Here is a 24891-nt window from a genome sequence, read left to right on the forward strand (position 1 = left end):
CCCGCGTCAGCTGTCGGGCAGAGCCTCCAGCGGTTCGAGGCCGTCCTTGCTCGCGCCCCGGTTCAGGAGCGTGCCCTGGGTGCGCTCGAAGGCGAGGCGGTAGCGGGAGCGCTGCTCCTCGCTGAGGTCGTCGCCGTCCCGGAGCGTGGCGGCCAGGTCCAGGAGCCGGTGGTCCTGGACCGCGTCCTTGGGCAGGGCGCCCGCCTCGTCCGGGTCCGGCGGGATGTCCACGAACGTCGGTACGTACTTGGCGTCGACGTCCCACTTCCCGCCGCGCTTGACGAACTCGAACCAGCCGATGGCGCCCTCTTCGGTCAGCCCGTTCGGCACGTCGTGCCGGGCGATCTGGTTGCCCAGTCCGTACGCGATCCAGGTGCCGTCGACCTTCTCCATCGGCTGGACGACGTGCGCGTGATGGCCGATGACGAGGTTGATGCCGGTCTCGCGCGCGATCCTGCGGGCGAGGCTGAGCTGCGAAGAACTGGCGTTGGGCTGGTTCTCACGCCCCCAGTGGATGCTGAGGATCACGACGTCGGCGCCCGCCGCGCGCGCCTTCTTCTCGGCCGCGGCGATCGCGTCGAACTTGGTCTGGTTCACGATCCACGGCTTGTCCTTGGGGACCTCACGGCCGTTGAACCCGAAGGCGAAGGCTATCTGCGCGACCTTGACGCCCTTCACCTCGGTGATGAGCGGTTTGCCCGCTTCCGCCGCGCCACGCGCCGACCCGGTGTGCTTCAGGCCCGCCTTGTCGAGCGTGTTCAGGGTGCGGGTGACTCCGGCGGGGCCGTGGTCGAGCGTGTGGTTGGACGCGGTCGAGCACTGGTCGTAGCCGACGTCCTTGACCGCCGTGGCGATCTGCGGCGGCACGAGGAAGTCGGGGTAGCTCTGGAAAGGGCCGTCCGGTTTGCCCACCACCGGCTCGAAGTGGCAGATGCCCAGGTCGGCCTTGCTGATGACGGGTTTGATCCCGGCCATCATCGGCCCGAAGTCGATGCCCTTCTCGCCCTTGCCCGAGGCCTTGGCGTCCTTGCGGGCCTGCTCGGTCAGTTGTGGGTGGATCAGGATGTCGCCCGCGGCGGCGACGGTGAACGAGGGGCCGCCGTCGGCGGCGGGCTTGTCGTCGTCGCCGAAGGGGCCGCAGGCAGTGGCGGTGCCGGCGAGCAGGAACGCGGAGGCCGCACAGGTCACAAAATGCCTGCGGGAGGGACGTGTCATCACAGGGATATCTTTATACAACCATGAAGTCCTACCGCACCCGCCTGATGACGATCGCAAAGAAGCTCGGGGTCGCCGCCGCCGTGACGGCGGTCGCGCTCAGCCTCGTACAGTGCGAATCGGCCCCCTCAGAAACCTCGGACACCTCGGGCAAGGGCCGCAAACCCGCCGCCCGCCCCGGCCTGGAAGCCCTGATCACCGACTACACCTCCGGCTTCCACGAGGACAGCGGATACCGTCACCCCACGCGCGAGGACCGGCGCACGATGGCCGCGGGCGTCGCGCTGCTCCTCGACCACAAGCGCACGGAGGCCGAGCACCGCCTGGCCGACGTGGACTTCGCGGTGCGCACGGTCACCGACCCGGCGAGCGGCCGACGGTTCGCCGAGGTCGCCGACCGCTCCGAGGACGGCGCGGCACCGCGCGGCTGGGGGCGCGTCTACATCGACCTCGAATCGCCCGTCCGCTGGTCGGTCCAGATCCCCCACCCCGTCGCCGACCGGTACACGGAACGGCTCGGCGCGGAGCTCCTGAGCCGCTCCCCCGGCGGCGTACTGGTCGTCGCGGGAGCACATCGCAAAGCCGGGCGCGGTGACGCGGCGGACGTGGCGCACCGCAGGGACAGCGTCTTTCACGCGATCTGCGCCGAACTCGTACGCCGTGGGCTCCCCGGCGTGCAGCTGCACGGGATGGATGACGACTCCGCGCCGAAGCACGATGTCGTCGCCTCCACGGGCCGGGGCAGGGAGGCCGTCGCCGAGGGCCGCGACCTCGCGGACGCGCTGCGGGAGCGGGGCTACGACGTCTGCCGGGCCTGGGCCAGGTCCTGCCCTCTCGCGGGGCGCACCAATGTGCAGGGGCGGACTGCGGCGGCACGCGATGTGCCGTTCCTGCACGTCGAGTTCGGCGCTCGCATCCGCGAGGACCGCGACCGTTCGCGGGAGACGGTCGAAGCGCTGGCGGACGTCACGCGCACGTGGCGGCGCGACGGTCAGCCGCCCCGCTCGTAGACCACCGCCCCCTCGACCCGCACCACAGGACGGTAGCCCTCCGCGAGGATCCGCCGCAGTGAAGGCACCCGGTCCGGGCCGTACGGCTTGCCCCGGGAGTCGTCGATCACGAGCTTGGGCGGGTGGCGGCGCAGCTCTTCGCGGAAGACGGGCCAGGCGCCGTCGACCGCGTACTTCTCCCCCACCTGGGGGCCGTTGCGGCCCCCGCTGTAGTTGGTGAGCAGCCCGGCCGTGAGGTAGCGGCTCGCGGGGGCGCGGTCGGCGAGCCAGTACGTCTCCGGGTGTATGCCCCACACCAGCACCTTGTCCTGGGGCCCGGTGGTACGGGACTCGATCACCTCCGCGAGCCGTGCCGCGTGCGCGAGGTCGGGGCGGGGCGCCAGGAAGCCCCAGGCCAGGAACACCGCGCACGAACACCCCGTGACGACGATCGCCCTGGCCGTCCTTTCACGCGGCAGGATCTGCAGCGCCGCCGTGCCGAGCAGGGCGAGCGGCGGCATGAGTTGCAGGTAGTAGTGGCCGAAGAAGTGGAAGCCGAGCAGTACCGCCGCCGCCGATGAAGCGAGCCACAGCCACAGCTCCGGCGCCCCTGTACGGGCGACGCGCAGAACGCGTACGACCGCCGGGACGATCCCGGCGCACGCCCCCGCGAGGAGTATGGCGTTCAGCAACCCGCGCCCCAGTACGTGGAGTTCGGAGCCCGTGAAGGAGGCGTACGCTCCCGAGCCCGTCACCGTCCAGAACACGAAGCCCGAAGGGGTCGTCAGGACGGCGGCGGCGATCACGGGTCCGCACAGGCCCGCCGCGAGGCGCGCCACGCACCGCCGGGGCGCCCCGCCCCGCCACAGCAGCCAGGCCACCGGCACGAGCACCGCTCCCCCGGTCTGCTTGGCAAGCAGCGCGCACGCCACCGCCACTCCCGCGGCGCCCCATCTGCGGCGGTCCGCGCACCACATGGCGGCCGCCGTGCACGGCAGCATGAAGGTCTCGAAGGTGGCCGCCTGGGCGTCCTGCGGGTTCAGGCCGATCGAGATCAGGAGGTACAGCACGCCCGCCGTACGTCCCGCGCCGTCCCCCCAGCGCCGCCGGGCCAGGGAGGCAAGGAGCACCGCTGTCAGGAGCTGCGCGGCGACGGCGAGCACCTTCAGCGGGAGGAGCGAGGAGTCGCCGAAGAGGGCGAAGGACCCCTCGTAGAGCCAGGGGACGAGGGGCGGCTTGCGGTCGACGACCGTCTCGTAGAGCTCGCCGCCGTGCGCCAATATCCGCGCCTGCACGGCGAGATAGCCCTCGTCCGGGCTCCACAGCGGCCCCCGGAAGGAGGGCAGCCGGGTCACGCACGCCAGCGCGGCGAGCAGCGGGAGCAGGCGCGCCCAGTAGGCGCCTCCGCCACCGGGAACGCGCACCCGGAGCGGACCCGACCCTTGAAGGGTGCGTACGGAACGTAGCGAGGTGGTGGGCGCGACGGGCATGCGACGCACGCTATCCGGCCCCGTAGCCCCTATCGAAACGGGACATACGGGGCTGGAGGTGAAGGAGTGCCGGAGAGCGGTGACTACCCTGCGTCGTCAGCCTGCGTTTCGCGCTGATGCAGACGGCTGTGCGAACGCCCGTACACGAAGTAGATCACCACGCCGATGACCATCCAGACGGCGAACCGCAGCCAGGTCTCGGCGGGCAGGTTCAGCATCAGCCACAGCGAGGCGAGCACCGAGAGGACGGGGATGAAAGGCACCAGCGGGGTGCGGAAGGCGCGCGGCAGGTCGGGGCGCTGCTTGCGGAGCAGGACGACGCCGAGTGCCACCACCACGAAGGCGAACAGCGTCCCGATGTTGACCAGTTCGGCCAGCTCGTCGATGGAGGTGAAACCCGCGACGATCGCGACGATCCCGCCGAGCAGCAGCGTCGAGCGGTAGGGAGTGCCGAACTTCGGGTGGACCTTGGAGAAGGTCTGGGGCAGCAGTCCGTCACGGCTCATCGCGAAGAACACGCGGGCCTGGCCGAGCAGCAGGATCATGCAGACCGAGGTCAGACCGACCGCCGCGCCGAAGCTGATCAGGCCCGCCCAGAAGGGGTGCCCGACGGCCTTGAAGGCGTCCGCGAGCGGCGCGTCCGTGGAGAGCTCGGTGTACTTCTGCATCCCTGTGACGACGACGGAGACGGCGACGTACAGGACCGTGCAGATGATGAGCGAGCCGAAGATGCCGCGCGGCACGTCCCGCTGCGGGTTGTGCGTCTCCTCCGCCGCCGTCGCGACGACGTCGAAGCCGATGAACGCGAAGAAGACCACGGCCGCCGCGGTGAAGATGCCCATCACGCCGAAGTGCGAGGGCGTGAAGCCGAACATCAGCTGGACGAGGGGCGCCGCGATGCCGCTGCCGCCGTCGGCGGGCTCGGACGGCGGGATGAACGGGTCGTAGTTGGAGCCGGTGATGAAGAACGCGCCGACGATGACGACCAGGAGCACCACGGTCACCTTGATGGCGACGATGACGTTCGTGACCCGCGAGGACAGCTTCATGCCGACGACCAGGATCCCGGTCAGGACGAGCACCAGGACGCAGGCGAGCAGGTCGAAGCCGAACTTCCCCTCGTGCGTGCCGCTCAGCGCCTGCGGCATGTGCAGTCCCGCCGTGTCGAGGAGCGAACGCATGTAGCCCGACCAGCCGACGGCCACCACCGCGCAGCCGAGCGCGAGCTCCAGGATGAGGTCCCAGCCGATGATCCAGGCGGGCAGCTCCCCCAGCGACGCGTAGGAGAAGGTGTACGCCGATCCCGCCACCGGCACGGTCGAGGCGAACTCGGCGTAACAGAGCGCAGCGAGGCCGCAGACGAGCCCCGCGACGACGAAGGCCAGGGCGACCGAGGGCCCCGCCGTCTCCTTGGCGATCTTTCCGGTCAGTACGAAGATGCCGGTGCCGATGATGACGCCGACGCCGAAGACCGTGAGATCGAGGGCGGAGAGCGACTTCTTTAGCGCGTGCTCCGGCTCCTCCGTGTCCCTGATGGACTGCTCGACACTCTTCGTCCTGAAGAGGGTGCTGCTCACGGGCGTACCTCCCACGCTTGTCGTCCCACGCGCTCGTCGTCGCTTGGCGTCCTCGACATGATCGAGAGGCCGAGTACCCCGTATGCCCCGGCACGGGCCTCTTCACGCGAATGGGCCGGTTCCACCACCCGTACAGGGTGCTGAAACCGGCCCATCGGCGGTGCGGGTTGACTCAGTCGCGCGCGGGCTCCCCCGCCTCGACGGAGTCCACGGCGGCCGTGCGCTCGAAGCGCCCGTCCAGCTTGGCTACCAGGCCGGTGACCTGGCGGGAGATGTCCGGCGCTGTCAGGCCGATCTCGGCCATGACCTCCTTGCGCGAGGCGTGGTCAAGGAAGCGCGGCGGGATGCCGAAGTCACGCAGCGGGACGTCGACGCCCGCGTCGCGCAGGGCCTGGGAAATGGCCGAACCGACACCGCCCGCGCGGGAGTTGTCCTCGACGGTGACGACCACGCGGTGCTGCTCGGCGAGCGGGGCGAGTGCCTCGTCGACGGGCTTGACCCAGCGGGGGTCGACGACGGTCGTCGTGATGCCCTGCTTGTCCAGGAGTCCCGCGATCTCCAGGCACATGGGGGCGAGCGCGCCCACGGAGACCAGGAGGACGTCGGGGCGGTTGGTGCCCGCCTTGCGCAGGACGTCCATGCCGCCGACCTTGCCGACGGCCTTGACCGCGGGACCGACCGCGCCCTTGGAGTAGCGGACGACGGTCGGGGCGTCGTCGACCTCGACGGCCTCGCGCAGCTGGAGGCGGACCTGGTCGGCGTCGCGCGGGGCGGCGATCCGCAGGGTCGGCACGCACTGCAGGATCGACATGTCCCACATGCCGTTGTGCGAGGCGCCGTCCGTGCCGGTGACGCCCGCCCGGTCCAGGACGAAGGTGACGCCGCACTTGTGCAGGGCCACGTCCATCAGGAGCTGGTCGAAGGCGCGGTTGAGGAAGGTCGCGTACACGGCGAAGACGGGGTGCAGTCCGCCGGTGGCCAGGCCCGCCGCCGATGTGGCCGCGTGCTGCTCGGCGATGCCCACGTCGTAGACCCGGTCGGGGAACGCCTTGGCGAACTTCTTCAGGCCGACCGGCTGGAGCATGGCGGCGGTGATCGCGACGATGTCCTCGCGCTCGTGGCCGAGCTTGACCATCTCCTCGCCGAAGACGGACGTCCAGTCCATGCCGCCCGCGGCGATCGGCAGGCCCGTGTCGGGGTGGATCGGGCCGATGCCGTGGAAGTGGTCGGCCTCGTCCTCCTCGGCGGGCTTGTAGCCGCGGCCCTTCTCGGTGATGCAGTGCACGATGACCGGGCCGCCGAAGCGCTTGGCGCGCACCAGGGCGGACTCCAGGGCCTCGATGTCGTGGCCGTCGATCGGGCCGACGTACTTCAGGCCGAGGTCCTCGAACATGCCCTGCGGGGCGATGAAGTCCTTCAGGCCCTTCTTGGCGCCGTGCAGCGTCTCGTAGAGGGGCTTGCCGACGACCGGGGTGCGCTCGAGGAAGTCCTTGCCGCGGGCCAGGAAGCGCTCGTAGCCGTCCGTGGTGCGCAGGGTCGCCAGGTGGTTCGCGAGGCCGCCGATGGTCGGGGCGTACGAACGCTCGTTGTCGTTGACGACGATCACCAGGGGGCGGTCCTTGGCGGCGGCGATGTTGTTCAGCGCCTCCCAGGCCATGCCGCCGGTGAGCGCGCCGTCGCCGATGACGGCGACGACGTGGTCGTCCTTGCCCCGCACCTCGTTGGCCTTGGCGAGGCCGTCGGCCCAGCCGAGGACCGTCGAGGCGTGCGAGTTCTCGATCACGTCGTGGTCGGACTCGGCGCGCGAGGGGTAGCCGGACATGCCGCCCTTGGTGCGCAGCTTGGCGAAGTCCTGGCGGCCGGTGAGCAGCTTGTGCACGTAGCTCTGATGGCCGGTGTCGAAGAGAACCTTGTCCTGCGGGGACTCGAAGACGCGGTGCATGGCGATCGTGAGCTCGACCACACCGAGGTTGGGGCCGAGGTGGCCGCCTGTCTTGGAGACTGCGTCGACGAGGAAGGCGCGGATCTCGCCGGCCAGCTGGTTCAGCTCCTCCGGGCTGAGCCGGTCCAGATCGCGCGGTCCCCTGATGCGGGTCAGCAGCGGCACCCGTGCCTCCTTGCAGTAGAGCTGTTCGAGCGTTCACCGATGTTGCCGGGCCTGTTGAGTCTAATGTTCCGTCGTTGACGACGGCGCCTGGGCCGTGAGTTCCGCGTCACGCGATCGGCGGTACGCCGAGGCCGCCCGGTGGCACACAGAGAACTGCCCGGCACCGCGCCATTGCGGTACCGGGCAGCTCTGCTCTGGGTTCTGGCAGGTCAGGCGCGTCCTGCCGTCTTCTGGGTCTTACGGGTGATGGAGTCGATCACGACCGTGGCGAGCAGTACGCCACCGGTGATCATGTACTGGACCGGCGTCGCGATACCTTCGAGCGCGAGGCCGTACTGGATCGACGTGATGACCATGACACCCAGGAGGGCGTTCCAGGTGCGGCCACGGCCACCGAAGAGGCTGGTGCCGCCGATGACGGCCGCCGCGATGGCGTTCATCAGGAGGTCACCGGTACCGGCGCCCTGGTTGGCCGCCGCGATCTTGGAGGCCATGAAGAGGCCGCCCGCCGCCGCGAACGTACCGGCGATCGCGTAGACCGACGTACGGATCAGCGTGACGTTGATACCGGCACGGCGGGACGCCTCGACGCTGCCGCCGAGGGCGAAGACCTTGCGGCCGTAGGTCGTGCGGCGCAGCACGAAGTCGGTGCCGACCAGGAAGACCAGGAAGATCACCAGGGCAAGGGGCAGGCCCTTGTACTGGTTGAACATGATCGCGGCGGCGAAGGCCACCACGGCCAGGACCGCGGTGCGCACGATGATCTCGCTCAGCGGCCTGGACGGCACACCGGCCGCGTCACGGCGGCGGCTGTCGAAGAACGCGGAGAGGAAGAAGGCGGCGACCGCGACGACCGCGAGGCCATAAGCCGCGGCGACGTCCGTGAAGTAGTACGAGGTCAGCTTGGCGATCAGGCCTTCGGAGTCCAGGTTGATCGTGCCGTTGTCACCCAGGATCTGGAGCATGAAGCCCTGCCAGAACAGCAGGCCTGCCAGGGTGACGGCGAACGCCGGGGCGCCGATGCGCGCGAAGAAGAAGCCGTGGATGGTGCCGATCACGGTGCCGGAGAGGATGGCGACGATCATCGCGATCCACTCGGGTGCTCCGTGCGTGACGGCGAGCACGGCGGCGACCGCGCCCGCGACACCGCTGACCGAGCCGACCGACAGGTCGATCTCGCCGAGAAGGAGCACGAAGACGATGCCGACCGCGATCATGCCGGTGCCGACCATGGCGACGGAGATGTTGTTGAGGTTCTCCGCGGTCAGGAAGCGCGAGTTCATCGAGGCGAAGATCGCCCAGATGATGATGAGGCCCACGACGACCGGGATGGAGCCCAGGTCACCTGCGCGCATCTTCCGCTTGAACTCGGTGATGTATCCGGCGAAGCCCTGCTCGCGCACGAGCAGGCGGGGGTCGACCGCGGTGACGGCGTCAGCGGCGGCGGCCGGGGCGTCGACCGGTGCGTCGCCGGGCGTGGAGGTCTTGTCGATACTCACTTCTGGGCCTCCCCATTGCGCGCCGCGCGACGGGTCACGGCATTTTCCGTGGCGCCCGTGATGGCGGAGATGATCTCTTCCTGCGAGGTCGCCTTCACGTCGAAGACTCCGTTGTTCCGGCCGAGCCGGAGCACCGCCACCTTGTCCGCGACGGCCTTGACGTCCGCCATGTTGTGGCTGATGAGAATGACCGCGTGGCCACGCTCGCGCAGCCGCTCCACCAGGTCGAGGACCTGGGCGGTCTGCTCCACGCCGAGGGCGGCGGTGGGCTCGTCGAGGATGACGAGCTTGGGCTCGCCGAGCATCGAGCGGGCGATCGCCACCGTCTGGCGCTGACCGCCGGAGAGCGAGGCGATCGGGATACGGACGCTGGGTATGCGGATCGAGAGCGTGGTGAGCAGCTCGCGGGCGCGGCGCTCCATCTCGACCTCGTTGAGCACGCCACGCTTGCGCAGCTCACGACCGAGGTAGAGATTCCCCACGACGTCGATGTTGTCGCACAGCGCGAGGTCCTGGTAGACGGTCGCGATGCCCAGGCTCTGGGCGTCGTGCGGCTTGTTGATCGATACGGCCTTGCCGTCCCACTCGATGACGCCGTCATCGATGGGATGCACGCCGGCGATCGTTTTGACCAGCGTGGACTTTCCTGCGCCGTTGTCGCCCACCAGGGCGACCACCTCACCGGCGTGGACCTCAAGCTCTACGTCGGTGAGCGCCTGGACGGCACCGAATCGCTTGGAGACCCCGCGCAACGCCAACACGGGCGTAGCGGACACGTGAACCATCTCCTTCGCCGCCTGACCGGCGGGAGGTTGAACAGAAGAGAACGAGAAGTAGCGAGAAGAACCAGCAGGACGTGAAGACCAGAGCGCGTTTCTGTCCGGCGCCCCGCCATAGCTGCGGGGCTGTTGGAGCGGGGCGCCGGACAGGGCTCAATGGTGGTGAAGTCCCTTGGAGACGCGGAGACTTACTTCAGGCCGACCTTGGCGCAGTCGGCCTTGTACTTGGCCGTGCAGATCTCGTCGACCGAGTAGATGCCTTCCTTGATGACGGTCTCCTTGATGTTCTTGTCGGTCAGCGAGACGACCGGCACGAGCACCGTGGGAACGCCCTTGGTGGTGGGGCTGTCGACCTTCGTCTTGGCGATGGAGTCGAGCTTCTCGCCCTTGCCGAGCGCGACGGCCATCTCCGCGGCGACCTTGGCCTCCTGCGGGTAGGACTTGTAGACGCTCATGAACTGCTCGCCCGCGACGATGCGCTGCACACCGGCGAGTTCGGCGTCCTGTCCGGTGACCGGCGGAAGCTTGGAGATGCCCGCGGCCTTGAGCGCGGTGATGATGCCGCCCGCCATGCCGTCGTTCGCGGAGTAGACACCGACGATCTTGTCCTTGCCGATCGCCGAGATCGCGCCCTCCATGTTGGCGTTGGCGTTGACCGCCTTCCACTCCTTGGTGTCGTACGACTTGCCGATCTTGACCTTGCCCTTGAGCTCGGACTCGGCGCCCTTCTTGAAGAGCTTGGCGTTCGGGTCGGTGATCGCGCCGTTCATCATCACGATCTCACCGTCCTTCGCCTTGTCGCCGAGCTTCTCGACGAGGGCCTTGCCCTGGACGCGGCCGACCTCTTCGTTGTCGAACGAGGTGTACGCGTCGATGGGGCCCTCGGCGAGGCGGTCGTACGCCACGACCGGGATGTTCGCTTCCTTGGCCTTCTTGACCGACCCGGCGATCGCCTTGGAGTCCACCGCGTCCACGATCAACACGTCCACCTTGTTGGTGATCATCGTGTCGGCCTGCTGGTTCTGCGTGGACGCGTCCTGCTTGGCGTTCGCGTAGGTGATCTTGCCCTTGCCGTCGGTCAGATCCTTGACGGTCTTCTCGATCAGCGGCTTGTCGAACTTCTCGTAACGCGCGGTCTCGTTCTCCGGCAGGAGCAGACCTATGTTGAGCGCGTCGCCCTTCTTGGACGCACCCTCATCACTCTTGTCACCGTCGGACTCCTTGGCACTGCCACAGGCGGCAAGGGTGACGGCCATGGTGGTGGCGGCAACGGCAACGGCGGCACGACGCATACGCGTGTTCATTCGGGAACCTCCCTGACGTGGCCGCGTCGTTGCGGCCGAGGTGGCTCGAAGTCAACTCGGCCGCCACACCGGCGTCAAGGAGTAAATCCTTAACGAGATGACAACGGTGCCATGCGTTATCTAAGTGAAGGCAGGTGTCGTCGCGGACAGGGAGCCGTCCAAAAGCGTCGAATCGCCCATCTCGCTCAGCGCGAGGGCAAGGGCGCCCAGGACTTCGGCACGGCCCCCGAGGGCCCCAGGGAGCACGGAGAGCTGGCGCGCGGCGCTGGGGATCGCATAGCGCCCCACGGACTCCCTGATGGGCCCCAGGACCAGCTCACCGGCCTCCGCGAGATCACCGCCGAGTACGACCCTGCTGGGGTTCAGGAGGTTGCAGAGGTTCGCCACACCGCTGCCGATGTGCCGCCCGACGTCCGCGATCACGCGCCGGCAGCCCGGGTCCCCGTCGCGCGCCAGGGAGACCACGCGCTCCATGGTCAGGTCGGTGCCGTGGCTCGACTGGAGCAGGGGAAGGACATAGCGGGCCGCCGTGAAGGTCTCCAGGCAGCCGCGGTTGCCGCAGCGGCAGACCGGGCCCGACTCGTCCAGGGTGATGTGCCCGATCTCGCCCGCGGTGCCGCCGGGGCCCCGGTAGATCCGCCCGCTGATCACGAGCCCGGCGCCGACACCGCTCGCGACCTTGATGTACGCGAGGTCCTTGACGCCGCGCCCGCTGCCCCAGACCAGCTCGCCGAGCGCGCCTAGGTTGGCGTCGTTGTCGACGTGCACGGGGACGCCGATGCGGTCCTTGAGCTCCTCGGCGGGCTTGGTGCCCGTCCAGCCCGGCAGGATCGAGGTCGAGCCGAGCGTGCCCGACTCCACGTCGATGGGCCCCGGCACGCCGAGACCGATGCCCGCGATCTTCTCGCGGTCCACGCCGGTCACCGAGATCAGCCTGCTGACCAGCTGCTCGGCGCGGTCGAAGCCCTGCGCGGCGGACGCGTCCACGTCCAGCGGCTCGGACTCCTCCGCGAGCACCTGGTGGGCGAGGTTGCCGACCGCCACGCGCAGGTGCGTATGGCCGAAGTCGACGCCGATGACGATGCCCGCGTCACCGCTGAGCGAGACGCTGCGGGCCCTGCGGCCCCCTGCCGAGGTGGGCGTGACCTCGACCGTTCCGCCGTCCTTGAGCTCCCGGACGATGTTGGAGACCGTGGCCGCGGACAGACCTGTCGTCCTGGCGATCTCCGCCTGAGTGAGCGACCCGGCGAGCCGTACGGCACGTACGACCCGTTCGAGATTGGCCCGGTGCAGCGACGACTGCGACCCCGGAGTCTCCATTGACTCAGCCACCCTTTTCCGTATGACGTAACGGCGACTTCGCCGCCCGTACAAGTTGTGAACTCCAAGCTCTGCCGAACGGGTTGGCGCAGTCAAGTCCTTGACCCAAATCGGCACTCCTGAACAGCGGACAGGCCGGGTCCAAGTGGCGAGGATGTACCCCAAACCACCCAGACCCGGCCTGAGAGGGCCGATCCGTTACTTGACCGATCCCGCGGTGAGACCCGAGACGACGTGCCGCTCGATGAAGGCGAACAGCACGATGACCGGCACGATCGCCACCACGGAGGCCGCGAAGAGGTAGTTCCACTCCACGGTGTAGGCGCCGATGAAGTTGTTGATACCAACGGTCAGCGGCTGCTTGTCGGGCTCGGTGGTGAGCGTGAGGCCCATCACGAACTCGTTCCACGAGGTGATGAAAGTGAAGATCACCGCGGTGACCACGCCGGGCAGCGCGAGCGGCATCGTCACCTTGATCATGGCGCCGAACCGGCTCGTGCCGTCCACCATCGCCGCCTCTTCGAGCTCGGGCGGGATCGAGCTGATGTAGGCCGTCAGGATCCACACCGCGAACGCGAGGTTGAACGCCGCGTTGGTGATGATCAGCGTCCAGACCGAGTTGAGCATGTCCAGCTGGTGGAACTCGCGGTAGAGACCGACCAGAAGGGCGGTGGGCTGGAACATCTGCGTGATGAGGACGAGGAGCAGGAAGGCCTTGCGTCCGCGGTAGCGCATGCGGGCCGTGTAGTACGCGGCGGGCAGCGAGACCAGGAGCACCAGGAGTGTCGCGCCGCCCGCCACCAACAGGGTCACCTGGAGGTTCTGGCCGAGCTCCGACTCCTTCCAGACCTCGATGAAGTTCGACCACTCCAGGTCGGTCGGCAGATAGGTCCGGTCCCGCAGCTCGCTCTTGGGGCGGAGCGCGGTGATCACCATCTCCAGGTACGGAGCCAGGAAGATCGCCGCGAGCGCCCAGGCGACCACCGTGATGACCAGGGTGCGCGGCCGGAACGTGCGCTTGGGCTTGAGCTGCTGCTTCGGCGGGCCCTTCGGGGACCCCGCGCGGGGCGCCGTCGCGGTGGCCATCAGTCCTCCTCGTTCCACCGGCTGACCTTCAGGAAGATCAGCACGAGCACGACGACCATCGCGAAGTTGACCACGGACATCGCGGCGGATTCGCCGATGTCGGTCTCCTTCAGCTTGTACATGAACACCATGGTCGTGGAGGTGTCATAGCCGGGACCGCCCTGCGTCATGGCCCAGATGATCGGGAAGGAGTTGAAGACGTTGATGAGGTTGATGACCACACCGACGAGGAACGCGGGCCGCAGCATCGGCACCGTGATGTGCCGGTACGTCTGCCAGGGGCTCGCCCCGTCGATCCGTGAGGCCTCGTAGACCTCGTGCGGGATGGTCTGCAGACCGGCGAGGAGCGTGTACGTGGTGAAGGGCAGCGACACGAAGATCGCGACGGCCATCATCCACGGCCAGGCCGTCTCCGGTTTGCCGAGCCAGTCCTTGGAGTTGTCGATGAGGCCGAGGTCGAGCATCAGCGTGTTGAGCACGCCCGCGGTCTGGTTGAGCATCCACTTGAAGCCGATGGCGGTCATCAGGACGGATGCCGCCCAGGGCGCGATGAGCGCCCAGCGGGTGACGGTGCGGCCGGGGAACTTCTGGTTGAAGAGCTGGGCGAGGGCGAGCGAGAGCAGCATCGTCACGCTCACGACGACGACGGTCCACACGACCGTCCAGAGCAGGACCGAACCGAAGTCGGTCTCCTCGAAGAGCTTCTTGTACTTGTCGGTCCCGGCGCTGCCGCGCACGATCCCGGCGATGGAGATGTTGAGGAACGAGGTGCGGATCAGCTCGACGACCGGCCAGATGACCACGGCGAGGATCAGCAGAATGACGGGCGCTATCCAGGGCAGCGGGCCGAGTCGGGCGATACCGCTGCGACGGCTGACCGGCCTGGGTGCGCGCCCGCTCCGTCCCCGGCCGGTGTCGGCCGGGGGCGGAGGGGCCTTGAGTGACACAAGGTCTCCTAGCGAACGGGACTACGGAACGAAGTGCGGCTGTTGTCTGCCTGCCAAGTACGTCTGGCTACGTGCTACTTGTTCTCGGCAGCCGCCGCTTCGGCCTTCTTCTGCAGGTCGCCGAGGACCGCCTTGGGGTCGTCGCTCGCGGCCTTGCCACCGGTCTTCTTCATCTCAGCGGAGATGACGTCCCACGAGGTGTCGCCGAGCGGGTAGAACTTGGCGTTCGGCAGGACCGCGAAGAACGGCTCCAGGTCCTTGTGCTTGCCACTGGTCTGCATCGTCTTCAGGGTGTCCTGGGTGACGGGCATCAGGTTGTACATCTCGTCGAACTGCAGCATCTTCTTGGAGTACGTGAAGTCCAGGAACTTCTTCACGCCTTCCTTCTCCGCGCCGCCGTCCTTGAACGCCATCATCCAGTCGGCGACACCGAGGGTGTCCTGCAGCGGGCCCGTCTTGCCGGGGATCGGCGCGACGCCGTAGTCGACCTTGCCGTCCTTGGCCATCTGGATCAGGCTCGGGTGGCCGTTGAGCATGCCGACCTTGCCCGCCGCGAAGTCGGCGAAGGCCGTCTTGCGGTCCGTGGACGCCGGGTTGGAGTACGTGAGGCCGGGCTTGACCAGGTTCTTCTGCAGCCAGTCGAAGGTCTCTACGTTCTTGGCGCTGTCCAGCGTGTACTTGCCGCTCGCGTCGGTGTAGCCACCGCCGTTGCCGAGCTCCCACATCATCGTCTCGCCCTGGGTCTCCTCGGGGCCGAGCGGGAGGGCGTACGGCGTCTCGGCGGCCTTGGACGACTTGATCTTCTTGGCGGCCGCGGCGACCTCGTCCCACGTCTTCGGCGGCGTCTTGACGCCCGCCTTCTTCAGGACGGCCTTGTTGTAGAACATCACGCGGCTGGAGGAGACCCACGGGATGCCGTACTGCGTGCCCTTGACCTCGCCGGCCTTGGCGAAGGTGGGGATGAGGTTCTGCTGCGTCTTGGGCGAGAGGACCTCGTCGGCCTTGTAGAGCAGATCGTCCGCGACCTTGTCGGCGTAGCCGCCGGTCTGCAGGAGGTCGGGCTGGTTGCCCGCCTGGATCATGTTCTTCACGGACTTGTCGATCTCGTTCCAGTTGATGACCTGGACGTCGACCTTGTAGCCCTTGTTCTGCGCCTCGAAGTCCTTCTTGACGCCGTCCCAGTACTTCTTGGAGGCGTTGGAAGCCTTGTCGCCGTAGTCGGCGGCGACGAGCTTGATGGTCTTGCTGTCGCCGCTGTCGCTGTCACCGCCGCAGGCGCTGAGTCCCATTGCCATCGCGAGCGTCGCCGCACCGGTGGCGATCAATCGATTCCTCATGCTGTTCAACCCTTCGACATCGGTGTCGACTTGAACGCGGGCAAAAGGTTCCCCCCGCGGCGCCGTGGGGCCGACATTACTCACGGCCGGAATTGCCGCAACAGGCCTAGACCACTTTCGTGGCCAAGCTGAAATCACCTGCGCGCGGGGTCACTTGATGGCCCCCGCGGTGAGGCCCGCCTGCACCTGACGCTGGAATACCGCGTACACGACAAGTACGGGAACCATCGCAATCGTCAGGCCCGCAAAGAGCGCGCCCCAGTCACCCCGGTAGCCCTGTGAGACCGCAAGGGTGGCGAGTCCTTGCGGCAGCACATAGCTCTTCTCCTCCTCGTTGTTCAGCAGCAGCGGAAGCAGGTACTGGTTCCACTGGCCGAGGAAGTTGAAGATGCCGATGCTGACCAGACCCGGCTTGGCCATCGGCAGCATGATCTGGAAGAACGTGCGCGTGTGCGAGGCCCCGTCGACCATCGCCGCCTCCTGTACGCCGGTCGGCAGCGTCCGGAAGAAGGACGTCAGGAAGAAGACGGTGAAGGGCAGCGAGTACGCGATGTAAGCGATCATCAGGCCGGGACGGGTGTCCAGGAGACCGAAGTTCTCCATGACCGCGAAGAGCGGCACGAGCGCGAGGATGACCGGGAACATCATGCCGCCCGCGAAGAGCATGAAGACGATGCGGTTGCCCGGGAAGGTGAAACGGGCGATCACGTACGCGGCCATCGAGCCGAGCAGCATGGTGCCGGTCAGCGAACCCGCCAGGATGATCAGCGAGTTGAGCGTGTACTGACCGATGTTGGCCTCGGTCCACGCGTTGGTGAAGTTCTCCCAGTGGAAGGAGGACGGCCAGCCCATCGGATCGCTGAGGATGTCGACCGAGGGGCGCAGGGCGGTGAGGGCGACCCAGATGAGGGGCCCGGCCGCGAGGATCACCCACAGGGCGAGGAACGCGTGGGAGAAGACGTTCAGCGTGGCGCCGCTCTTGGAGCCCGTCGCACGGCGGGGCTCGTCGGCGGGCTCGGTGCGGGGCGCGGTGGTGGAGGTGGTCATGAGGCAGTGCTCCCGCGGTCTCAGTATTCGATCCGGTCGCGATTCCCGATCCTCATGACGATCAGCGAGAACGCCATGCTGAGGACGAGGAGGACGACGCCGATGGAGGTGGCATAGCCGTACTGGCCGTCACGGAATCGTTCGTAGAGGAAGACCGGGGTCACCTTCAGGACGTGCTCGGGCACCATGACCAGGACGATCGCGAACGAGTCGAGCGCCTGGATGCCCATGTAGATCCAGCCCGTCCGTACGGTGTCCCAGATCAGCGGAAGCGTCACGCTGAAGAAGGTCCGCCCCCGGCCCGCGCCGTCGAGCAGCGCGGCCTCGTAGATGTCCCTGGGGATCGCGCCCATCGCGGCGGAGAAGAGCACCACGTAGAAGCCGACGAAGCTCCAGCAGATCACGACGAGTACGGCGATGACGGCGAGGGTGCGGTCGCCGCCGAGCCAGGCGGGTCCGTCGATGCCCACCTTGTCGAGGCCGCCGTTGATCAGTCCGCTGTTGGTGTTGAGGACGCGGCCCCAGACGACGGCGATGATGGCGACGGACAGGACCTGCGGGAAGAAGTAGACGACCTTGTAGAACGACGAGCCCGCGACACCGGCGATGGCCTGGCCCTTACGGTGCCTGCCGCCCGACGTGATCATGTAGGCGAAGAACATGCCGAGCATGAGCGTGATCACCGGGGCGACGACGGCCAGGGTGATGCTCACCTTCAGGGAGTCCCAGAAGCGTTCGTCGTTCCACATCTTCGTGAAGTTGTCGAACCCGATGAAGTTCGCCACCGGACCGCCGGACCAGTCGGTGAACGAGTAGTAGATCGCCTGCACGAAGGGCGAGATGACGAAGAGGGCGTAGAACGCGAGTGGCACGCTCAGGAAGCCCATGATGAAGCGGTACTTGTCGAGCGTGCGGTAGCGCCGGTCGTAGCGCACGCTCTCGGGGGTGAAGCGGGGCGGAAGGAGCACCGCCAGGAGGAACAACAGCCGGTTCGCCGGTTTGTGCTGTGGCGTCCGCTCCGTCGTCTTCTTCGGGGGTGGGGGATTCTCCACCCGGGTGTCGGTCGTCATGCTGCTCCGCCCCGCCTCGCTCACATACCTGCGTTCTCGGTTCTGCTGCCGGTGCCGGTGACGGCGGCGGTCAGGACTTCTTGATCTTGGAGATGTCGGGGTCGTTCTTGATCCGGTCCGACGCCTTCTGCATCGTCTCCATCGCCTGCTTGGTGCCGATCTGGCCCAGCATGAACTTGGCGATCATGTTGTTGTAGTCCTCGCGGAACAGCTCGTTGTACCAGTCGAAGAACTTGGGGATGACGATGTTGTCGCCGGCCGCCTCGATGGCCGCCTTCGCGCTCGCCGTGCCCGGCGGCAGCTTCTGGCCGTCGATGGCGCCCTTGACCACGGGGATCGAGCCGACCTCCTTGAACAGGTTCAGGGCGGCCTCCTTGCTGTACATCATCCGCAGCCACTCCATGCCGCCCTGCACGTTCTTGGCCTTGGAGGGGACGATGAAGGGCTCACCCGCGGGGGCGTAGAGCGTGCCGAAGGGCATCTTGTCGCCGGAGTCCAGGGACGGGGTCGCGCCGACCGCCATGTCGAAGTCCTTGGGCGTGGTGTCCTTGGCCTCGTTCTCCACCCAGGAGCCGTCGGGCACGAAGAGCATCTTGCCGCCCTTGGTCCAGGCGGTCTGCATCTCCGTGTGCGCCTCGGTGCCGTCGAAGCCGGTCAGGACGTACTTCTTGGCGACGAGCTCTTCCCAGGCGTCGAAGACGTCCTTGACCGCGTCGTTCTTCCAGGCGTCCGGCTCCAGGTAGTCCATGGCGTCGATGACGTCGCGCCCGCCGCGCTGGGCGAACATCGCGTACATGCTGAAGAACACGTAGCGCGGGTGGCCGCCGGGGTAGCTCCAGCCGTGGATGCCCTTGGCCTTGGCCTTCTTGCAGAGGGCCAGCATCTCGTCCCAGGTCTTGGGGTACTCGCTCTCCAGACCCTGCTCGAGGAGCTTCTTGGAGTACCAGTTGCCGTAGACCGTCGAGGCGATGTTGAGCTGGTAACACTCCTTGCCGCCGAAGGTGCCCATCTGCTCGACCACCGGTACGAGGGTCTCGCGCACCGTGACGCTCGGGTCGTCCCAGGAGGGGGCGCCGAGCAGTTCCCGCAGGTCGGCGACCTGCTTGTTGTGCACAAGCTTGCCGATGTTCATCTGGTCGGCGCCGGAGTTGTTGACCACGTCCGACGTCGGCTTGCCCCGGACGATCTTCGGCTGCACCTGAGTGGCGATCTTCTCGGTGGGCTTCTGGTCCGGTTGGGACTTCGGGTACTTCTTGGCGTACATGTCGGTGACGAACTGGGCGTACTTGTCGCCGTAGCCGCCGTTGAAGATGTAGACCGAGAGGCCCGCGTCGGCCTTCACGCCCAGCGGGTTCTTCTTCGACTTGGTGCCCTTCTCCGCCTTGTTCTCGTCCCCGCCGCCGCTCGCGCAGGAGCTCAGGGCGCCCACGGCCGGCACGGCGAGAAGGCTGGCGGCCACCGTCCTCTTCATCACGTCACGACGGTTGATGCTGGTGGATCCCATGCTCAAGTCCTCGCCTTCCAGGACTCAGGCGGCGCACGGGGATCCCGACAACTCGCCAGTGGCGAAGGGCCCGACACCGCGGGTCAGTTGAAGCTTGGTGGTACCGAACGTGCGACAACTACATGGCAAGGGCTCGCACCCGCCACTCAGGGTGCCGATAGGTATAGTCCACTTCTCGGCAGCAGAGCAAGATCGAATACAGCTTGGGCCAGCAGTCTTTCCCGAGTTGAGACCTCGCGGAGATACGGACTGGTTCGTTCACGGCGTGAGCAAATTCAGCCGGGGAAATCGGTGGCGTCGGGTCCCCGCCGCTTCCCCCTCCTGATCCTCTCTCGCCCCTCCTTGCTCCCCATTGGACTTTCTCCTCGGCCCCCTTGGACTTTCTCCGGGCCATCACCGACTCCACCTGGCCCTTTCAACAGCCTTGACACCACCCACCACTTGACGCCCTACTGGACCTTGCGCAGCGATTTGACAACGTTGTCCAACTCGCAGGGAGGGGCTCGGGGATGCCGCACAGATCACGCAGACCTCGCTTCAGACACCACCGTTCGGCCGCGGTCCTCGGAGCGGCCGCGTTCACGCTCGTCGCGACGGCACAGGGTGCCGCCGTCGCCAAACCGGAGAAACCACCCAAAGCAGCGCGGGAGTTCGTTTCTTCGTTCGAAGAAGGCGATATCCAGCCGGACTGGCTGAACACCGTCGAAACCGGCCCCGACGGCAAGAAGCGGACCGCCGGAGTCAACGGCGCGTTCAGCGCCGGGATCCCCGGCAGTGTGAACGACCACGTCACCGAGGTCCGCGCGAGCGGCGAGAACTCCTCGGGCGGTGAGGTCAAGGAGAACCTGATCGACGGTGAGCCCACCAGCAAGTGGCTGACCTTCAAGCCCACGGGGTGGGTCGAGTTCGACCTCGACGAGCCCGCCAAGGCCGTGACGTACGCGCTGACGTCGGCGAACGACCACGACGAGCGCGACCCCAAGGACTGGACGCTTCAGGGCTCCACGGACGGCAAGGACTGGAAGGACCTCGACACCCGCAAGGGCGAGAAGTTCGACAAGCGCCACCAGACCAAGAAGTACGACTTCGACAACAGCACCGCGTACTCCCACTACCGCCTGGACGTCACCGCCAACAACGGCGCGTCCGACGCCCTCCAGCTCTCCGACGTCCAGCTCTCCGTCGGCGGCAGCGAGAGCCCCGCCCCCGAGGACATGCTCTCCCTCGTGGACCGCGGCCCCAGCGGCTCCCCCACCGCGAAGTCGGGCGCCGGGTTCACCGGCAAGCACGCCCTTCGCTATGCGGGCACCCACAAGGCGGACGCCCGCGGCTACTCGTACAACAAGGTCTTCGACGTGAACGTCGCGGTGCGGCGTGACACCGAGCTGTCGTACCGGGTCTTCCCGTCGATGGCCGAGGGCGACCTCGACTACGACGCCACGAACGTGTCCGTGGACCTGGCCTTCACCGACGGCACCTATCTGAGTGACCTCAAGGCCACGGACCAGCACGGCTTCCCGATGGACCCGCGGGGACAGGGCGCCGCGAAGGGCCTCTACGTCAACCAGTGGAACAACGTGGCCTCGCGGATCGGGCAGGTCGCGGGCGGCAAGACCGTGGACCGGGTGCTCGTCGCGTACGACTCCCCCAAGGGTCCGGCGAAGTTCCGCGGCTGGGTGGACGACGTGTCCCTGAAGGAGAAGGCCCCGGCGAAGCCGAAGGCCCACCCTTCGGACTACGCGGACACCACCCGCGGCACGAACTCCAGCGGCGGCTTCTCGCGCGGCAACACCTTCCCCGCGACGGCCGTCCCGCACGGCTTCAACTTCTGGACCCCGGTGACCAACGCGGGGTCGCTCAGCTGGCTCTACGACTACGCGCGCGGCAACAACGCGGACAACCTGCCGACGATCCAGGCGTTCAGCGCGAGCCACGAGCCGAGCCCCTGGATGGGCGACCGGCAGACCTTCCAGATGATGCCGTCGGTCGACAAGGACACCCCGTCCGCCGACCGCACCAAGCGCGCGCTGCCCTTCAAGCACGAGAAGGAGACGGCACGCCCGCACTACTACGGCGTCACGTTCGAGAACGGTCTGAAGGCCGAGATGGCCCCGACCGACCACGCCGCGATGATGAAGTTCACCTATCCCGGTGACGACGCGAGCGTCATATTCGACAACGTCTCGGAGAAGGGCGGCCTCACCCTCGACAAGGAGAGCGGTGTCGTCAGCGGCTTCTCGGACGTCAAGTCCGGCCTCTCCACCGGAGCCACGCGCCTCTTCGTGTACGGGACGTTCGACGCGCCCGTCACCGCGGGCGGCAAGCTGGAGGGCGGGGGCGGCGGTGACGTCACCGGCTATCTGCGCTTCAAGGCCGGCAAGGACCGCACCGTCAACCTGCGCCTGGCGACCTCGCTGATCAGCCTCGACCAGGCCAAGGCCAACCTCAACAGCGAGATCCCGTCCGGCACCTCCTTCGACCGCGTGAAGAACCGCGCGCAGAAGAGCTGGGACGACATCCTCGGCAAGGTCGAGGTGCAGGGCGCGAGCGAGGGCCAGCGGACCTCGCTCTACTCCTCCCTCTACCGCCTCTACCTCTACCCGAACTCGGGCTTCGAGAAGGTCACTTCGGGCGGCAAGTCGAAGTACCAGTACGCCTCTCCCTTCTCGCCGCAGACGGGCCCGGACACCCCGACCCACACCGGCGCGAAGATCGTCGACGGAAAGCCGTACGTGAACAACGGCTTCTGGGACACGTATCGAACGACCTGGCCCGCGTACTCCTTGCTCACGCCGAAGAAGGCGGGTGAGCTCGTCGACGGCTTCGTGCAGCAGTACAAGGACGGCGGCTGGACCTCGCGTTGGTCCTCGCCGGGGTACGCCGACCTGATGACGGGCACCTCGTCGGACGTGGCGTTCGCCGACGCGTACGTCAAGGGTGTGGACTTCGACGCGAAGGACGCGTACGACGCGGCGCTGAAGAACGCGACGGTGGTACCGCCGAGTTCGGGCGTCGGCCGCAAGGGCATGGAGACCTCGCCCTTCCTCGGCTACACCCCCAGCGAGACGCACGAGGGCCTTTCCTGGGCGCTTGAGGGCTACCTCAACGACTACGGCATCTCGCGCATGGGCAAGGCCCTCTACAAGAAGACGGGCGAGAAGCGCTACAAGGAGGAGTCGGAGTACTTCCTCAACCGCTCCCGTGACTACGTGAAGCTCTTCGACGACAAGGCCGGGTTCTTCCAGGGCAAGAACACGAAGGGCGACTGGCGCGTCCCCTCCGACAAGTTCGACCCGCGCGTATGGGGTTACGACTACACGGAGACGAACGCCTGGGGTTACGCCTTCACCGCCCCGCAGGACTCGCGCGGCCTCGCCAACCTCTACGGCGGCCGCAAGGGTCTCGGCGACAAGCTCGACACGTACTTCGCCACTCCGGAGACCGGGTCCGCCGAGTTCGCGGGCTCCTACGGGGGTGTCATTCACGAGATGACCGAGGCACGCGACGTACGCATGGGCATGTACGGGCACTCCAACCAGGTCGCCCACCACGTCGCCTACATGTACGACGCGGCCGGTGAGCCGTCCAAGACGCAGGAGAAGGTCCGCGAGGTCCTCTCCCGCCTCTACACGGGCAGCGAGATCGGGCAGGGCTACCACGGCGACGAGGACAACGGCGAGCAGTCGGCCTGGTACCTCTTCTCCTCGCTCGGCTTCTATCCGCTGGTCATGGGCAGCGGCGAGTACGCGATCGGTTCGCCGCAGTTCACCAAGATGACGGTGCACATGGACGGCGGTCGCGACCTGGTCGTCAAGGCGCCCAAGAACAGCGCGAAGAACATCTACGTCCAGGGCCTGAAGGTCAACGGCAAGAAGTGGACCTCGACGGCGCTCCCCCACAAGGAGATCGCGCGCGGCGGCGTCCTGGAGTTCGACATGGGCCCGAAGCCCTCCTCGTGGGGCACGGGCAAGAACGCCCAGCCGTCGTCCGTCACGCAGGACGACAAGGTGCCCGCGCCGCGCGGTGACGCCATCAAGGGTGAGGGCGCACTCTTCGACAACTCGTCGAAGACGGAGGCCACTTCGGACTCCGCCGTGGACCTTCCGGTCGGCAAGGACACCAAGGCGGTGCAGTACACGCTGACGTCGCCCGCCGACAAGGCGAAGGCGCCGCGCGGCTGGGTCCTCCAGGGCTCCACCGACGGCGAGAAGTGGAAGGACCTCGACAAGCGGTCCGGCCAGTCGTTCGCCTGGGACAAGCAGACCCGGGTGTTCACGGTCGACCGTCCGGGATCGTACGGGCACTACCGTCTTGTGCCGGTCGGGTCCGCGACGCTCGCGGAGGTCGAGCTCCTGAGCTGATCCTGCTCGGGAGGCGGTACCGCGTACTGCGTCATCGCGGGGGCGGGAGTGGAACGTTCACTCCCGCCCCCGCTTGCGTCTGCCCACGCCTCTACGATGGCCCGATGTCTTCGATCAAGCAGGTCCAAGTCACGTTCGACTGCGCGCAGCCCAGGCGCGTCGCCGACTTCTGGTGCGAGGTTCTGGGGTACGTCCCGCCGTCGCCCCCGGAGGGGTTCGCCACTTGGGAGGACTACGACCGCACGGTGCCGCCCGAGCAGCAGGAGTCAGCGGTCTGTATGGACCCCACGGGTGTCGGCCCGCGGCTGTACTTCCAGCGCGTTCCCGAAGGCAAGGTCGTCAAGAACCGGGTGCATCTCGACGTGCGGGCCGGAACCGGGCTCGTGGGTGAGGAGCGCCTCGCCGCGCTCGAGGCCGAGTGCGCACGATTGCTCCCGCTCGGCGCGGTACGCGGGCAACTCCTGCTCGCCGATGACGAGAACGAGTCGTGCCTCAACATGCAGGACGTCGAGGGCAACGAGTTCTGTCTCGACTGAGGGGCCGCTTCCGGTCTACGGGAGTTCCTCACCGGGGTCGGTGGTGGTTTTACGCTGGGCGGTGACGGAGGGGGCGGTGGCTTCGCCTGCCGCGTAGGCGTGGCCGTCGACTCCGGCGACGTGTTCGGAGCTCTGCCGGGGGTCGGTGGTGGTGACGCCCGCGCCGTTGCTGTGGCCGGTCTCGACGATGCCGCGGGTGTTCTTGTCGACGTGGCTCAGTTCGTGGCCGATGGTCTCTTCGCTGTTCGCGGCCTTGGCGGACAGGAAGATGTGGTTGTCGATGGTCATGGCCTCGGCACCCATGGCGGCGGTGGCGCGCTGGGCGATCTCGTCGCGGTGGACGCGGGTCGAGGCGATCTTCTGGTTCTGGTAGAACGGCACGGCCTTGGCCACGACGGCGGAGGGCAGGGACTCGCTGGGGGAGTTCCTGGCGCCGGCCACCAGGGCCGCCTGTCCCTCGGGGCTGGTGTCCGGGACGACCGCGTGCTTGTCCTCCTGTGTCTCGTGTCCGCATCCGGCGCCGTGCTGGTGCTGCGCCCACTCGTGCCCGGTCTGCCGCAGCATCTGGACGACGCCACCGTTCCCGATGGATCCCTGCAGATCGAGCATCCGCTGAACAGCGGTGTCGGCGTGGGTGGTTGCCGGTCGCACTCGCTCGGGCGCGCCGCTCTTCCGGGCCTCGGCCTTGTTGTTGTCGTCGCGGGCCAAGGCCATCTGTGTTCC

Annotated in this window: 18 protein-coding genes; 3 read left to right on the forward strand and 15 right to left on the reverse strand. The window is 67.5% G+C overall.

Translation table 11 applies throughout. From position 1 onward, the window contains the following. Positions 1-6 precede the first annotated feature (6 nt). On the reverse strand, positions 7-1215 hold the full coding sequence (locus ACWFRJ_RS14885; protein WP_453529271.1) for a CapA family protein: 1209 nt from the start codon (positions 1213-1215) through the stop codon (positions 7-9). 23 nt (positions 1216-1238) lie between these two features. Between ACWFRJ_RS14885 and ACWFRJ_RS14890 the strand changes: the two genes are divergently transcribed. Further along, entirely contained in the window at positions 1239-2225 is a 987-nt protein-coding gene (locus ACWFRJ_RS14890) for a hypothetical protein (RefSeq protein WP_453529273.1), read from the forward strand. Here ACWFRJ_RS14890 and ACWFRJ_RS14895 read toward each other — a convergent pair. The 13 genes from ACWFRJ_RS14895 to ngcE all read right to left on the reverse strand — a co-directional run bounded on the left by ACWFRJ_RS14895 (position 2207) and on the right by ngcE (position 19271). Next, the gene (locus ACWFRJ_RS14895; protein WP_453529276.1) at positions 2207-3694 is read right to left on the reverse strand and encodes an ArnT family glycosyltransferase; all 1488 of its coding nucleotides are present in this window, start codon (positions 3692-3694) and stop codon (positions 2207-2209) included. The genes ACWFRJ_RS14890 and ACWFRJ_RS14895 overlap by 19 nt on opposite strands. Before the next feature lie 83 nt (positions 3695-3777). Further along, positions 3778-5271 carry an amino acid permease gene (locus ACWFRJ_RS14900; protein WP_453529279.1) on the reverse strand — a complete coding sequence of 498 codons (1494 nt, stop codon included), beginning with the start codon at positions 5269-5271 and terminating at the stop codon, positions 3778-3780. 172 nt (positions 5272-5443) lie between these two features. Further along, complete coding sequence (dxs, locus tag ACWFRJ_RS14905) at positions 5444-7378, reverse strand: 1-deoxy-D-xylulose-5-phosphate synthase (protein ID WP_453529282.1); 1935 nt, start codon at positions 7376-7378, stop codon at positions 5444-5446. Between the two features lie 209 nt (positions 7379-7587). Then, complete coding sequence (locus ACWFRJ_RS14910) at positions 7588-8877, reverse strand: sugar ABC transporter permease (RefSeq protein WP_453529285.1); 1290 nt, start codon at positions 8875-8877, stop codon at positions 7588-7590. Beyond that, positions 8874-9662, reverse strand: coding sequence for an ATP-binding cassette domain-containing protein (locus ACWFRJ_RS14915; protein WP_453529288.1), 789 nt, complete (start codon positions 9660-9662; stop codon positions 8874-8876). The genes ACWFRJ_RS14910 and ACWFRJ_RS14915 overlap by 4 nt, the downstream gene beginning before the upstream one ends. Before the next feature lie 182 nt (positions 9663-9844). Continuing rightward, a complete protein-coding gene (locus tag ACWFRJ_RS14920) occupies positions 9845-10960 on the reverse strand; it encodes an ABC transporter substrate-binding protein (protein WP_453529291.1) in 1116 nt (371 codons plus the stop codon). Positions 10961-11080: 120 nt separating this feature from the next. Further along, positions 11081-12280: an ROK family transcriptional regulator gene (locus tag ACWFRJ_RS14925; RefSeq protein WP_453529294.1), complete on the reverse strand. Its 1200-nt coding sequence runs from the start codon at positions 12278-12280 to the stop codon at positions 11081-11083. 198 nt (positions 12281-12478) lie between these two features. Beyond that, positions 12479-13366 carry a carbohydrate ABC transporter permease gene (locus tag ACWFRJ_RS14930; RefSeq protein WP_453529297.1) on the reverse strand — a complete coding sequence of 296 codons (888 nt, stop codon included), beginning with the start codon at positions 13364-13366 and terminating at the stop codon, positions 12479-12481. Next, positions 13366-14313: a carbohydrate ABC transporter permease gene (locus ACWFRJ_RS14935; protein ID WP_453529300.1), complete on the reverse strand. Its 948-nt coding sequence runs from the start codon at positions 14311-14313 to the stop codon at positions 13366-13368. Before ACWFRJ_RS14935 ends, ACWFRJ_RS14930 begins: the two co-directional genes overlap by 1 nt. 74 nt (positions 14314-14387) lie before the next feature. Further along, positions 14388-15650 (reverse strand): ABC transporter substrate-binding protein, encoded by a 1263-nt coding sequence (locus tag ACWFRJ_RS14940; protein ID WP_453529303.1) that lies wholly within the window; start codon positions 15648-15650, stop codon positions 14388-14390. A gap of 150 nt (positions 15651-15800) precedes the next feature. Continuing rightward, complete coding sequence (locus ACWFRJ_RS14945; protein WP_453529306.1) at positions 15801-16697, reverse strand: carbohydrate ABC transporter permease; 897 nt, start codon at positions 16695-16697, stop codon at positions 15801-15803. A gap of 20 nt (positions 16698-16717) precedes the next feature. After that, complete coding sequence (locus tag ACWFRJ_RS14950; protein WP_453529706.1) at positions 16718-17584, reverse strand: carbohydrate ABC transporter permease; 867 nt, start codon at positions 17582-17584, stop codon at positions 16718-16720. A 253-nt stretch (positions 17585-17837) separates the two neighbouring features. Then, a complete protein-coding gene (ngcE, locus tag ACWFRJ_RS14955; protein ID WP_453529309.1) occupies positions 17838-19271 on the reverse strand; it encodes an N-acetylglucosamine/diacetylchitobiose ABC transporter substrate-binding protein in 1434 nt (477 codons plus the stop codon). Positions 19272-19780: 509 nt separating this feature from the next. Here ngcE and ACWFRJ_RS14960 point away from each other — a divergent pair. Both ACWFRJ_RS14960 and ACWFRJ_RS14965 read left to right on the forward strand, forming a co-directional pair. Next, positions 19781-23632: a GH92 family glycosyl hydrolase gene (locus ACWFRJ_RS14960; protein WP_453529312.1), complete on the forward strand. Its 3852-nt coding sequence runs from the start codon at positions 19781-19783 to the stop codon at positions 23630-23632. Positions 23633-23736: 104 nt separating this feature from the next. Then, positions 23737-24168, forward strand: a complete 432-nt coding sequence (locus ACWFRJ_RS14965; protein WP_453529315.1) for a VOC family protein — start codon at positions 23737-23739, stop codon at positions 24166-24168. A 15-nt stretch (positions 24169-24183) separates the two neighbouring features. Here the strand turns inward: ACWFRJ_RS14965 and ACWFRJ_RS14970 are convergent, their stop codons facing one another. Further along, on the reverse strand, positions 24184-24882 hold the full coding sequence (locus ACWFRJ_RS14970; protein WP_453529318.1) for an eCIS core domain-containing protein: 699 nt from the start codon (positions 24880-24882) through the stop codon (positions 24184-24186). Positions 24883-24891 lie beyond the last annotated feature (9 nt).

Source organism: Streptomyces sp. NPDC055239, assembly GCF_053606205.1.